The sequence below is a fragment of the Streptomyces sp. NPDC043896 genome (genome assembly GCF_056435605.1).
Genome location: NZ_JBWKEE010000016.1, coordinates 1 through 12,484 on the forward strand (window position 1 = coordinate 1; position 12,484 = coordinate 12,484).

General features: G+C 74.4%; 13 protein-coding genes. 3 read left to right on the plus strand and 10 right to left on the minus strand.

Annotated features, from left to right (window positions below; genetic code table 11):
• Nucleotides 1-102: 102 nt before the first annotated feature.
• The 8 genes from AC069X_RS22760 to AC069X_RS22795 all read right to left on the minus strand — a co-directional run bounded on the left by AC069X_RS22760 (nt 103) and on the right by AC069X_RS22795 (nt 5,742).
• Nucleotides 103-405 (minus strand): hypothetical protein, encoded by a 303-nt coding sequence (locus AC069X_RS22760; RefSeq protein ID WP_478730792.1) that lies wholly within the window; start codon nt 403-405, stop codon nt 103-105.
• A gap of 118 nt (nt 406-523) precedes the next feature.
• A complete protein-coding gene (locus AC069X_RS22765; RefSeq protein WP_478730794.1) occupies nt 524-739 on the minus strand; it encodes a hypothetical protein in 216 nt (71 codons plus the stop codon).
• Between the two features lie 158 nt (nt 740-897).
• On the minus strand, nt 898-1,692 hold the full coding sequence (locus tag AC069X_RS22770) for a VOC family protein (RefSeq protein ID WP_478730796.1): 795 nt from the start codon (nt 1,690-1,692) through the stop codon (nt 898-900).
• Between the two features lie 369 nt (nt 1,693-2,061).
• On the minus strand, nt 2,062-2,472 hold the full coding sequence (locus tag AC069X_RS22775) for an STAS domain-containing protein (protein ID WP_478730798.1): 411 nt from the start codon (nt 2,470-2,472) through the stop codon (nt 2,062-2,064).
• A 111-nt stretch (nt 2,473-2,583) separates the two neighbouring features.
• A complete protein-coding gene (locus tag AC069X_RS22780) occupies nt 2,584-2,943 on the minus strand; it encodes a hypothetical protein (RefSeq protein ID WP_478730800.1) in 360 nt (119 codons plus the stop codon).
• Between the two features lie 147 nt (nt 2,944-3,090).
• Complete coding sequence (locus AC069X_RS22785) at nt 3,091-4,038, minus strand: NmrA/HSCARG family protein (RefSeq protein ID WP_478730802.1); 948 nt, start codon at nt 4,036-4,038, stop codon at nt 3,091-3,093.
• A 145-nt stretch (nt 4,039-4,183) separates the two neighbouring features.
• Entirely contained in the window at nt 4,184-4,972 is a 789-nt protein-coding gene (locus AC069X_RS22790) for a crotonase/enoyl-CoA hydratase family protein (RefSeq protein ID WP_478730804.1), read from the minus strand.
• A gap of 200 nt (nt 4,973-5,172) precedes the next feature.
• The gene (locus tag AC069X_RS22795) at nt 5,173-5,742 is read right to left on the minus strand and encodes a DinB family protein (protein WP_478730806.1); all 570 of its coding nucleotides are present in this window, start codon (nt 5,740-5,742) and stop codon (nt 5,173-5,175) included.
• Between the two features lie 109 nt (nt 5,743-5,851).
• Here AC069X_RS22795 and AC069X_RS22800 point away from each other — a divergent pair, with 109 nt between their 5' ends.
• Both AC069X_RS22800 and AC069X_RS22805 read left to right on the plus strand, forming a co-directional pair.
• Nucleotides 5,852-6,421, plus strand: coding sequence for a PadR family transcriptional regulator (locus AC069X_RS22800; RefSeq protein WP_478730808.1), 570 nt, complete (start codon nt 5,852-5,854; stop codon nt 6,419-6,421).
• A gap of 41 nt (nt 6,422-6,462) precedes the next feature.
• A complete protein-coding gene (locus AC069X_RS22805) occupies nt 6,463-8,181 on the plus strand; it encodes an acyl-CoA dehydrogenase family protein (protein WP_478730810.1) in 1,719 nt (572 codons plus the stop codon).
• A gap of 94 nt (nt 8,182-8,275) precedes the next feature.
• On the opposite strand, the gene AC069X_RS22810 is transcribed toward AC069X_RS22805, so the two are convergent.
• Nucleotides 8,276-9,472, minus strand: a complete 1,197-nt coding sequence (locus tag AC069X_RS22810) for a baeRF2 domain-containing protein (protein ID WP_478730812.1) — start codon at nt 9,470-9,472, stop codon at nt 8,276-8,278.
• Between the two features lie 81 nt (nt 9,473-9,553).
• Nucleotides 9,554-11,743, minus strand: a complete 2,190-nt coding sequence (gene katG / locus AC069X_RS22815) for a catalase/peroxidase HPI (RefSeq protein ID WP_478730813.1) — start codon at nt 11,741-11,743, stop codon at nt 9,554-9,556.
• A 427-nt stretch (nt 11,744-12,170) separates the two neighbouring features.
• On the opposite strand from katG, the gene AC069X_RS22820 reads away from it, so the two are divergent.
• Nucleotides 12,171-12,443, plus strand: coding sequence for a phytase (locus AC069X_RS22820; protein WP_478730815.1), 273 nt, complete (start codon nt 12,171-12,173; stop codon nt 12,441-12,443).
• Nucleotides 12,444-12,484: the final 41 nt, after the last annotated feature.

The following is a 12,484-nucleotide window of genomic DNA, read 5'->3' on the forward strand; positions in this document are numbered from 1 at the left end:
CCGCCGGCATCTGGCACAACTGGACCACCGGCGCCCCCGTCAAACGATCACTGATCGCCTACGACCACTGAAGACATCGGACTCATTCATCTAGGGGCCGGGTCAGCCCGTTCGCGGCGCGGTGTCCGGATGGGGCAGCGTGGCCGCGCCGCCGGCCCGGACGGCCAGGAGCACGGCGTCGTGCAGGGCGCGGCTGGCCTCCTCGCTGGGGCAGGGGGCGGGGCTGCCGGTCAGGGTGAACCACTCCGTCGCGCCGCTGTGCTGCACGGTGACGTGGGCCAGGCCGTCCGCCTCGGTCCAGGTCGTGTGGACGTCCAGCTCGCCGGTCAGGACCCCCGCCTCGGTGGTGCTCACTCCGCCCCGCCCGGCGAAGATGCCGCGGGTGGTCCACGATGCCCAGGTCATCCGGCCTCCAGGGTCCGTCCCGCACGGTACGGGACATCGGGTGGGGCTGGCGTGATACCCGCCCGCCATGGGACTTATGCCCGGTTCGTCACGTTATACCGGCAGGCATGGCCGCCGGCTACTCCCCGAGCCGCTCCACCACCCGCCGCGCCGCCTCGTGCTCGGCGGCCGGAGGCGACAGCTCGTCCAGGGTGTCGAGGTCGGTGTCCCGCTCCAGCTCCCGCTCCCACTCCGCGGCGAGCCGCTCCTGCTCGGCGCGCGGCCGCCCGGCCACGGCCTCCCGGTGCTCCGGGGCGAGAGCGGTGAGGAATCGTTCCACCACGTCCGAGGGCATCCCGTACTCCTTGTCACTGGGCGAGAGGGGCCGGTACGCGAAGCCCCGCGCCCAGCATGCGGAGCGCCGCCCGGCACACCGCTCAGGCACGGCCCGGCACTGCCCCGAATGGCGGCCGGGATCCCCGCCCCGCCCCCGCCGGCCCCCGTCCGGCGGGCTCAGTCCGTGGTGCGGGCCGGGGTGAGGAGGACGAAGTCGGCGTTCCACGGGTCCAGGCAGACGGCCAGGCGGCCGATGCCGTCCGCGTCCTCCGGGCCCGTCTGGACGTTGCCGCCGTTGCCGGTGACCGCCGCCACCGCCGCGTCGCAGTCGGTGACGGCGAACACGGGGTGCCAGTACGGGCGCCCGCGCGCGAGGGAGAGGTGCTCGGCGGGGAGCTCCATCAGACCGCCGTGCATCCGCTCCTCCGGGAGTCCCGCCGGGGTGACGAGGGCGTACGCGCCCCCGCCGCCCGGGAGCTCCATCTCGTCGAAGCGCCAGCCGAGGACCCCGCCGTAGAACTCCTTCGCGGCCGCCGCGTCGCTCGTGAGCAGCTCGGTCCAGCACAGCGAGCCCGGCTCGTCGACCAGCTCGACGCCCCGGTCCGAGCCCGGCTGCCAGACGGCGAACTGCCCGCCCAGCGGATCGCTGTACTGCGCCATCCGGCCCGCCCCGTCCACGTCCAGCGGCGCCACCCGGACCGTGCCGCCCGCCTCCTCCACCGCCCGGGTGGCGGCGTCCGCGTCGGCGACGCTGTAGTAGATCATCCAGGCCGAGCGCGCCCCCTGCTCGGTGAGCTTGCCGAGCCCGGCGACGATCTTCCCGTCCTTGCGGAACATCCCGCCCTGCGCCGCCTCCATGGGCTCGTACTCCCACCCCAGGACCGCCCCGTAGAAGGCCGCCGCGGCGGTGACGTCGGGGGAGCCCAGGTCGAGCCAGCAGGGCGAGCCGGGGACGAAATCGGTGGTGATCATGGTGCCGGCCTTTCGCGGGTCCGTGGGACCCCAGCCTCGCACCGCACACCCGCCCCCGCCCGTCGGCCGTCAGGAACCCCCTCGGGACGCGTCCGCGCGGACGCGGCGTCGCGGCGTCGGGCGTGCCCCCGGGGAAGGTCCGGCGGGTTCGGCTCCGCCCCGTCGCGCAGGGCCCTCGCGCGGCCCCGAAGGCCGGCGGCCCGGGCCGGGCCGCGAACTGCGGGAGCGCGCCCGCGCTGCGCGCCCGGAGGGCCGAAGCACCCACGCCGGGCTGCTGGTTGCACCCCCCGTGCGGACCCGAGGGCGGCCGGCCTGCCGACACCGGCCCGCCGCTCCTCCCGGCGGACCCGAGAGGCGGCGGGGCGGGGCTCAGCCGCCCGCGGGCGGCCGGCCCGAGGCGGAGGCGGTGAACTCGCCCGCGCGCCCGGCGCGTTCTTCGAGCAGCCGCCGGAACCCGGCGGTCGCGTACCGGTCGGCGGTGGCCGCGCCGGGCCCGGGCAGGCCCCCGAGCCGGGCCATGAGCTCCCGGGGCTGCGGCTGCCAGCCGACGACCAGGACCCGCAGGCCCCGCCGCTCCGCGCGCCGGTGCAGTTCCAGGAGGTGCAGCAGGCCGCGCGCGTCCATGTGCGGGACTCCGTGCAGATCGACCATGAGGACCCGCTCGCCGGCGGTGACGTGGTCCAGCGCCTGCCGGAGCGGCGCGCCCGCCTCCTCGTCCAGCTCTCCGGCGGCGCTGACCAGAACGGTGGTGGCGCGGTACTGGACGTCCGTGGTGATCAATACGTTCCCCTTTCCATGACCCGGGGGCGCGGGGGCCCCGCGGATCCACCATCCTGGCCCGGCGCCGGGCGGGGCGGGCGAGAGACTCGCTGACGTTCCGGTACTCGGTTGTCAGGTTTCGCTCAGGACGGCCCGGGGTGTCACGCGGCGCCGGACGTCACCGGAGGCCGCGGGGGCCCGGCGGGCGGTCAGGACGGCGGTGTCCGTGAGGTCCGTGGCGCCCGCGCCGCGGACCGAGCCGAGGACGGCGTCGTGCAGCCGCCGGCTGGCGTATCCGTTCGGGCACGGGACCGGACCGCCCGCCACGGCGTGCCACTCCGCCTCGCCGCTCCGGCGGACGGCCACGTACGCCAGCCCGTCGGCCCAGTCGGTGCGGACCTCCACTTCCCCCCGGAGGACACCCGCTTCCTCGGTCCGTACGCCGTCCCCGCCGGCGGTGACCGAGCGGGTCGTCCACGCAGCCCAGCCCATGGCGCTCGCCTTCCTTCCACTGCGGCGAACCGGACCTCGGCCGGCGCCTGCGGGGGCGGGTGCGGCATCGCCCCGTGGTGGGCGGGTGCCCCCGCCCCAGGCGGACAAACCTGGCGGAATCCCCCATTCCGTGCGCGTCCGGCCGCGTCAGCCCGCCGGGAAGCGGTCGCGGTGGGCCGCCAGCCAGGTGGCGAAGTCCTGGAGGGCCGGATTGATGCCCCGGACGGCGGCGAGGTCCCGGGCGCCCGTGAAGGAGGCCTCGCAGTCGGCGTAGAACTGGAACATGTTCCCGGCCTCGTCGGCGCCGGGGAAGCCGAGGGCGCGGTACGCGTCCGGAGTCAGCGGCCGGTAGCGGACCGGCCGGCCGAGCGACTCCGTCATGGCCGCGGCCATGTCGGCGAGCCGCAGGTGCTCGCCGGCGATGCTGATGGTGGCCGCGATGAAGTCGGCGCCCGTCCTGAAGATGGCGTGCGCCGTCCTGCCGATGTCGTCCACGGCGATGCCGGCGAGCCGCTTGTCACCCATCGGGAGGATCAGCTCCAGGCCGCCGTCCTCTGCCTCCTGCGGCGCGAAGGTGCCCAGCAGGTTCTCCCAGTAGAAGGTGGACCGCAGGAAGGTGACCGGCACCCCCGCGTCGAGGAAGTACTGGTCCGCCTCCGCCTTGCCGTCGAAGTGAGGGACCTTGTACTGGCCCTGGAGCGTCGGCATCCGGTCGTCGTCGAGCGGGATGCAGTGGCGGGTGTCCTCCAGCGTGGACCAGATCGCGTGCTGCACGCCCGCGTGACCGGCCGCCCGGGCGAGGGCCGCGGCCTGCCGCTTCTCGTGCGCGGCGTCCATGTCCTTCCAGAAGTCGGTCACCAGGAACGCCCCGTACGCCCCTTCGAGCACGGGTCCCAGGCTCGCCTCGTCGTCCATGTCGGCCCGCACCACCTCCGCGCCGAGCCGCTCCAGCTCCCGCGCCCGGTCCGAGGCGGGGTCGCGCGTCACGGCGCGCACGGCGAAATCGCCGCCCCGGTCCGCCAGCACCGACCGGGCCAGGGAGCCCCCCTGCTGCCCGGTCGCGCCGAACACGGTGATCGTCCGCTTCCCGGTCATCGCCAGCCACCCACTCCCGCACGCGCTCCGCGCCCCTACGAGGACGTCTCCGCTGCCGAACCTAAGGGCGGCGGCCCGCGAGCCTCCGGCGCCACACCCCGGCCCCGCCCGTATGGCCGCAGCCGCACCGCCCCGGGGGCACGCGTCAGCTGCCGAAGGAGCCGTGCCGTCCCGCCCCCGACGCGAAGCGCGCGGCACCCGCCAGGGTCTCGCCCGCCGACAGCGGCACCATGCCGTGCCGGAGCTCGGCCGCCAGCGCCTCGGGCTCGGACAGCCCGTGCTGCTCCCGAACGGACAGCCGGTCGTGGCGCAGGCACAGCTGCGGGAACGCGGCGATCTCCCGGGCCAGTTCCTCCGCCGCGCGCCGGGCCCGGCCCGGTGGTACGAGGCGGTTGGCCAGCCCCATCGCGCAGGCCTCGGCGGCGGGCACCGGACGGCCCGTCAGGATCAGGTCCATCGCGCGGCTCTCGCCGATCAGCCGGGGCAGCCGGACCGTGCCCCCGTCGATCAGCGGCACTCCCCACCGGCGGCAGAACACCCCGAAGACCGCGTCCTCCTCGGCCACCCGCAGATCGCACCACAGGGCCAGTTCCAGCCCGCCGGCCACCGCGTGCCCGGCCACCGCCGCGATGACCGGCTTGGTCAGCCGCAGCCGGGTCGGCCCCATGGGGCCGTCGCCGTCGGGCTCCACCCGGTTCCCGCGCGCGGTGCCGACGGCCTTGAGGTCGGCGCCCGCGCAGAAGGTGCCCCCCTCGCCCCACAGCACCGCGACGGCGGCACCGTCGTCGGCCTCGAACTCCCTGAAGGCGTCGGCCAGAAGGGCTGCGGTCGGACCGTCCACGGCATTGCGGGCGGCGGGCCGCGACAGCACCACGGTCGTCACGGGCCCCTCGCGTTCGACGCGGACGGACGGGGCGGCGGGGAAATTCGTCATGGCGGCATTCTCACGCGGCCGGACCTCGGGGGGGCCAGGCCCGGTACAGCCGGGGCGACCGCGCCACGGGCCCTGGACGCGCGGTGCGGCGGCCCGGTCCGTCGGGCCCCGGCCGTGCCGGTGGCGCCGCCCCGGGCGGCGAGGGGACGGAACGCGCTCATCGCGCGCAGGGCCGGCCGGACCCCGGTCCGGGGGTCAGCTCACTGGCCGACCCGTCCGTCCACGCACTCGCGCAGCAGGTCGGCGTGGCCGCAGTGGCGGGCGTACTCGTCGATCCGGTGCACCATGAGCTCCCGGACCGCGATGCCGTCCTTCCCCACCCGGGCACCCAGGTCCGGGAACGCGGCCAGTGCCGCGTCGGTCGCCGCCTGCTCGCGCTCCAGATCGGCGTACGCCCCGTCGACGACGGCCCGGTCGGCGACGGCCCCGTGGAAGTCCGCGTCGCGCGCGCCGTACAGCTTCGGCAGCGGTTCGCCCTCGGTGATCCAGTTGCGCCAGTCCCGCTCCACCTCGGCGAGGTGCCGCAGCAGCCCGAGGAGCGACATGGTCGACGGCGGGACCGACCGGCGGGCCAGCTGCCCGGGGTCCAGGCCCTCGCACTTCATCCGCAGCGTGAGCCGGTAGCCCGTCAGGAAGTCGAGCAGCGTCTCCAGTTCGCCGTCGGGGCTGTTGCCGCTGTTGTGGCGCGGGTCGTCGTCCGGGTCCGTCCACATGTCCGGGTACACGGTCGCCTGGGTCCATCGCTCGGGCTGATCATCCATACGGCACATGATCGTATGCCGCGCCCCGGGCCCGCCAGCGGGTTTCCGGCAGGTGAGCCGCGTCTCACCCGGACCCCGGCCCTTGTTATGCAACGAGTTGCATAGAAGGATTCGGGGCATGGCGCTCGACCACGCGATCCTCGTCTCCCTGCTGGAGAAGCCGGGCTCCGGATACGAACTGGCCCGCCGGTTCGACCGGTCCATCGGCTACTTCTGGACCGCCACCCACCAGCAGATCTACCGGGTCCTCGGCCGCATGGAACGCGACGGCCTGCTCACCGTCCGCGAGGTGCCGCAGCAGGCCCGCCCGGACAAGAAGGAGTACTCCGTCGCCGCCCCCGGCCGCGAGGCCCTCTCCCGGTGGCTGCACGAGCCGATCGAGCCCGAGAGCATGCGCCACGAGCTCGCCGTGAAGATCCGCGGCGCCGCCTTCGACGACCCGGCCGCGCTGATCCACGAGGTCGGACGCCACCACCGGGTGCACGGCGAACGGCTCGCGCACTACCTCGCCGGGGAACTGCGGGACTTCACCGGTCCCGACGCCCCCGCCCCGCTCGACGCCGGCCAGGAGCTCCAGCACGCCGTGCTGCGCGGCGGCATCGCGTACGAGCGGATGACCATCGCCTGGCTGGACGACGTCCTCGCCACCCTCCACCGTCTCGGCGCGACCCCGCCGGCGTCCGCCTGAACCCGCACCACCCACCATCCACTCCCGGAAGGCGACCCCTCATGGCCGACTCCCTGCTCTTCAACCCGCGCACCTACGATCCGGCGCACTTCGACCCGGAGACCCGCAGGCTGCTGCGCGCCACCGTCGACTGGTTCGAGGAGCGCGGCAAGCGCAAGCTGATCGAGGACTACCGCTCCCGCGCCTGGCTGGGGGAGTTCCTGGCCTTCGCCGCCAAGGAGGGCCTGTTCGCCACCTTCCTCACCCCGGCCTCCGCCGCCGGCAGCGAGGACCAGCGCTGGGACACCGCCCGGATCGCCGCCCTCAACGAGATCCTCGGCTTCTACGGCCTCGACTACTGGTACGCCTGGCAGGTCACCATCCTCGGCCTCGGCCCGGTCTGGCAGAGCGACAACGCCGCCGCCCGCGCCCGCGCCGCCGAACTCCTCACCCAGGGCGAGGTCTTCGCCTTCGGCCTGTCCGAGCGCACCCACGGCGCCGACATCTACTCCACCGACATGCTGCTGGAGCCCGACGGCGACGGCGGCTTCCTGGCCAGCGGCTCCAAGTACTACATCGGCAACGGCAACGCCGCCGGGCTCGTCTCCGTCTTCGGCCGCCGCACCGACGTCGAGGGTCCGGACGGGTACGTCTTCTTCGCCGCCGACAGCCGCCACCCGGCCTACCACCTCGTCCAGAACGTCGTCGACTCCTCCAAGTACGTCAGCGAGTTCCGCCTCGACGCCTACCCGGTGTCCCCCCAGGACGTCCTGCACACCGGACGCGCCGCCTTCGACGCCGCCCTCAACACCGTCAACGTCGGCAAGTTCAACCTCTGCACCGCCTCCATCGGCATCTGCGAGCACGCGATGTACGAGGCCGTCACCCACGCGCAGAACCGCGTCCTCTACGGCCGCCCCGTCACCGCCTTCCCGCACGTGCGCCGCGAACTGGCCGACGCCTACGTCCGCCTCGTCGGCATGAAGCTCTTCAGCGACCGCGCCGTCGACTACTTCCGCTCCGCCGGCCCCGACGACCGCCGCTACCTGCTCTTCAACCCGATGACGAAGATGAAGGTGACCACCGAGGGCGAGAAGGTCATCGACCTCATGTGGGACGTCATCGCGGCCAAGGGCTTCGAGAAGGACACCTACTTCGCCGAGGCGGCCGTCGAGATCCGCAGCCTTCCCAAGCTCGAGGGCACCGTCCACGTCAACCTCGCGCTGATCCTCAAGTTCATGCGCAACCACCTGCTGGAGCCGGTCGACTACCCGGCCGTCCCCACCCGCCTCGACGCGGCCGACGACGGCTTCCTCTTCCGGCAGGGCCCGGCCCGCGGCCTGGGCTCCGTACGCTTCCACGACTGGCGGCCCGCCTTCGACGCGTATGCCGAGGTCGCGAACGTGGCCCGGTTCCGCGAACAGGCCGACGCCCTGTGCGAGTTCGTCGCCACCATCGCCCCCGACGAGCGGCAGAGCCGCGACCTGGACTTCCTCCTCTCCGTGGGCCAGCTCTTCGCCCTGGTGGTGCACGCCCAGCTGATCCTGGAGCAGGCCCGCCTGACGGACCTGGACCCGGACGTCCTCGACGAGCTGTTCTCCGTCCTGGTCCGCGACTTCTCCGGCCACGCCGTCGAACTGCACGGCAAGGACTCCGCCACCGGGGCGCAGCAGGCCTGGGCCCTGGGCGCCGTACGCCGCCCGGTCGTGGACGAGGCCCGCGCGGCGCGGATCTGGCAGCGCGTCGAGGCGCTGTCCGGCTCGTACGAGATGGCCCCGTGACCCGGGAGCACTGAACGGGAGCGACCCGCGGCCGGCCGGACCGGCCGCGGGTCGTGCGGGGTCGTGCGGTGGGGTCGTGCGGCGGGGTACGACGTCACACGCTCCAGCGGAGCACCGCCCCCAGCCCGCCCGCCGGCCCCGGCATGCCCGCCGGTACGCGGAGCACCTCACAGCCGGCCGCCGCCGCGGAGCGCAGCAGCGCGTCGTCCGCGCGCGCCCGTACGGGCTTGCCGACGCCCAGCGCCTGCGCCTGACCGCGCTGCACCGCGACCTCGTCCACGCCGGGACCGATCCACACCTCGCGGCCCGCGTCCGAGCCCTCCGGCCCGAGCAGCAGAGTCGCCACCTGGTGGCCGCGTACGGCGTCCACCACGGCCGGCACGCCCTCGGCCGCCTGACCCGGCCCGGTGTCCACGGTGGACTCCCGGTGCTCGCCCGGCCGGCCCCGGCCGATGCGGAACCGTTCCAGGGCGGCGTCCAGCCGCTCGCGGGCGAAGCCCTCGCGCACCCGGGCGATCTCGCGGTCCAGCACCTCCCGCGAAGCCCCCGGCGAGCGGCCGCCGCCGTCGGCCTCGACCGTCACCGCCCGTAGCCGCTCGGGCAGCCCGCCGCGCACGGCACGGCGCTCCCGGGCGTCGCCGGCGAGCACCAGCAGCGCGGCGCCGCTGCCGGGCCACTGCCGGGACAGCTCGGCGGCGATGGCGTCGGCGGTCTCGTTCCAGGCGTTCTCGACCCGGTTCCGGTAGTGCCACTCGTGGCGGTCCGCCGGCACGCCGCGGTGCCCGTGGTCCGGGGCCTCGCCGCCCCGTGCCCGGCCCAGGGCCCGACGGCGGGGGCCGTCGCGCAGCTCCAGATCGGCACCGGTGCGGTCGAGGCAGGCCACCAGGCAGGCCGGCTCCTCGCCGCGCAGCCCGGCCAGCGGGGCGATGTGCGGCAGCACCGACCAGGTCGCCTCGGTGGCCGCCGGGGCCTTCGCGAGCGGGACGTCCAGCAGGACCTCGGCGCCCGAGGCGAACAGCGCCCGGCCGGGCGGCGCCCCGCTGACCTGCTCGCCGAGGAGCCGGTTCACCACGGCCCGCACGGTGTACGCGTCGGCGCCCGCGTCGATCAGCTGTGCGGCGACGGACCGCTCGCGCAGGGCCCGGATGCGCTGCGCGTCCTCGGTCGGGCGGGTGCCCTCGACGTACACGGAGGCCCACGGGCCGGGCCGGGAGAAGAGCGGTTTGAGGAAGCCGAGTTCCATGATGTCCCCCAAGGGGTTCAGGAAGGCGTGCGGGCTTGAGGGGTCCACCTCCAGGATGCGCCGCCCGCCGGGCGCGTGCCCGCCGGCCCGGGTCCCGGCCGGCGGGCGGGGCCGGCCGGGACGGCGAGGTCAGGCGAGGTCGAACCGGTCCAGGGTCATCACCTTGTCCCACGCCGCCACGAAGTCACGGACGAACTTCTCGCCCGCGTCCTGGGAGGCGTAGACCTCGCAGAGGGCGCGCAGCTGGGAGTGCGAGCCGAAGACCAGGTCGACCGCGGTCGCCGTCCACCGGACCTTGCCCGACGCGCGGTCCCTGCCTTCGAACACGTTCTCGTCCGCGGCCGAGGCCTTCCACTCCGTCCCCATGTCCAGCAGGTTCACGAAGAAGTCGGTGGTCAGCGTCTGCGGCCGGCCGGTCAGGACACCGTGCTGCGAGCCCTTGCAGCCGGTGTCCAGCGCCCGCATGCCGCCCACGAGCACCGTCATCTCGGGCGCCGTCAGCGTCAGCAGGTTGGCGCGGTCCAGCAGGAGGGTCTCCGGCGACAGCTTCTCACCCCCGCGCAGGTAGTTGCGGAAGCCGTCCGCCCGCGGCTCCAGCACGGCGAAGGACTCCACGTCCGTCTGCTCCTGCGAGGCGTCCGTACGCCCCGGGGCGAAGGGCACCGTCACCGCGTGCCCGGCGTCCTTGGCCGCCTTCTCGACGGCCGCGCAGCCGCCCAGGACGATCAGGTCGGCGAGGGAGACCTTCTTGCCGCCGCTCTGCGCGGCGTTGAAGTCCTGCCGGATCCGGTCGAGGGCCGCCACCGTCTCCGTCACCTCGGAGCCCGCGTTGGCCTCCCAGTCCTTCTGCGGAGCGAGCCGGATCCGGCCGCCGTTGGCGCCGCCCCGCATGTCGGTGCCGCGGAAGGACGCGGCGGCGGCCCACGCGGTGGCCGCCAGCTGGGACACGGACAGCCCCGAGCCGAGGACGCGGGCCTTCAGGTCGGCGCACTCGGCGTCCCCGATCAGCTCGTGGTCGACGGCCGGGACCGGGTCCTGCCACAGCTGGGGCTCGGGGATCCACGGGCCGAGGTAGCGCGAGACGGGACCCATGTCACGGTGCAGCAGCTTGTACCAGGCCCTGGCGAAGGCGTCCGCGAGCAGGGCGGGGTCCTCGTGGAAGCGCTTGGCGATCGGCGCGTAGACCGGGTCCAGCTTCAGCGAGAGGTCCGTCGTCAGCATCATGGGGGCGTGCCGCTTCGACGGGTCGTGGGCGTCCGGCACCGTGTCCCGGGCCGCGGCGTCCTTCGGGGTCCACTGCTGCGCCCCGGCCGGACTGGTCGTCAGTTCCCAGTCGTACCGGAACAGGTTGTCCAGGTAGCCGTTGTCCCACTTGGTCGGTTCGTTCGTCCAGGCACCCTCCAGCCCGCTGGTGATCGTGTCGGCGCCCACGCCGGTGCCGGACGAGTTCGTCCAGCCCAGGCCCTGCTGCTCGATCGGGCCCGCCTCGGGTTCCGGACCCACGTACTCGGGAGCGACCGCGCCGTGGCACTTGCCGAAGGTGTGGCCGCCGACGATGAGCGCGACCGTCTCCTCGTCGTTCATCGCCATGCGCCCGAAGGTCTCGCGGATGTCCCGGGCGGCGGCCACCGGGTCCGGGTTCCCGTTGGGCCCTTCCGGGTTGACGTAGATGAGCCCCATCTGCACCGCGCCGAACGGGCCGGTGAGCTGCCGGTCCCCGACGTACCGCTCGTCGCCGAGCCAGGTGTCCTCGGGCCCCCAGAAGATCTCCTCGGGCTCCCAGATGTCCTCCCGGCCGAAGCCGAACCCGAAGGTCTTGAACCCCATCGACTCCATCGCGCAGTTCCCGGCGAAGACGAGCAGGTCGGCCCACGAGATCTTCCGGCCGTACTTCTGCTTGACCGGCCACAGCAGCCGGCGCGCCTTGTCGAGGCTCGCGTTGTCCGGCCAGCTGTTCAGGGGGGCGAAGCGCTGGGCGCCGGAACCGCCGCCGCCGCGGCCGTCGGCGATCCGGTACGTCCCGGCGGCGTGCCAGCTCATCCGGATGAAGAGCGGCCCGTAGTGGCCGTAGTCGGCGGGCCACCAGTCCTGGGACGCCGTCATCACCTCGAAGACGTCCCGCTTCAGGGCCTCGACGTCCAGGTCCGCGAACTCCTTCGCGTAGTCGAAGTCCTCGCCCATCGGATTGGACCGGGGCGAGTGCTGGTGGAGAACCTGGAGGTCCAGCTGGTTCGGCCACCAGTCCCGGTTCGTCATGGGGCGGGTCGGCGTGGCGGCCGGGGAGGGGATCGCCGGGTTCTCGCTTTCGCTGCGGGACACGTCCGTCCTTCTTCCTGTCTCGGTGTCTTCACCTGCGGGTGGTTGCTCTCGGCGTCCGTATGGTCGCGCACCGTGGCGTGCGCCGCTAAGAGAACACGCAGGGCACATCCGCACGATCCGGGCACCGGTGCGGGGGACCGGGCCCGGGGCGGTTCAACTGCCGTTCACGCGCCGCTCGCCGGGCATCCCCAACCTCCCCCTGTCCATCACCCGACCGAGGGGAATCCGGTGTCCTCCACCACCGCAACAGTCCGCGCCATCGCCCTGCCCGCCGCCGTCCTGGCGGCCCTGGCCGTCCCCGCCTCGCCGGCGCACGCGGCCGGCGTGTCCGTCGCGGCCACCGTGGATACCGCACCGGCCCCGCACAGCGGCGACGCCGCCGACGACCCCCCCCATCCGGGTCCACCCGGCCGACCCGGCCAAGTCCGTGGGTCTCGGCACGGACAAGAAGGGCGCGCTGGAGGTCTGCGACATGACGGGCGCCCGGATCCAGCGGATCAGCGGCGACCACGGCAACCACGTCGACCTGCGCGGGAACATCGTCGTCTCGGCGGACGACGAGGCCGCCGGAGGTCTCGGCCCGGCCTTCCCCCAGGGCGTCTTCGTCTGCCAGGACGGCTCCAGCGGCACCCCGGGCGGCAGCGGCAACCAGAACTTCACGTTCGTACCGCTCCAGCGCGTCACCGCCCACTTCGGGTGACCGCGAGGGCGCCGGAGGGACACCCCGGCGCCCGTACCGGC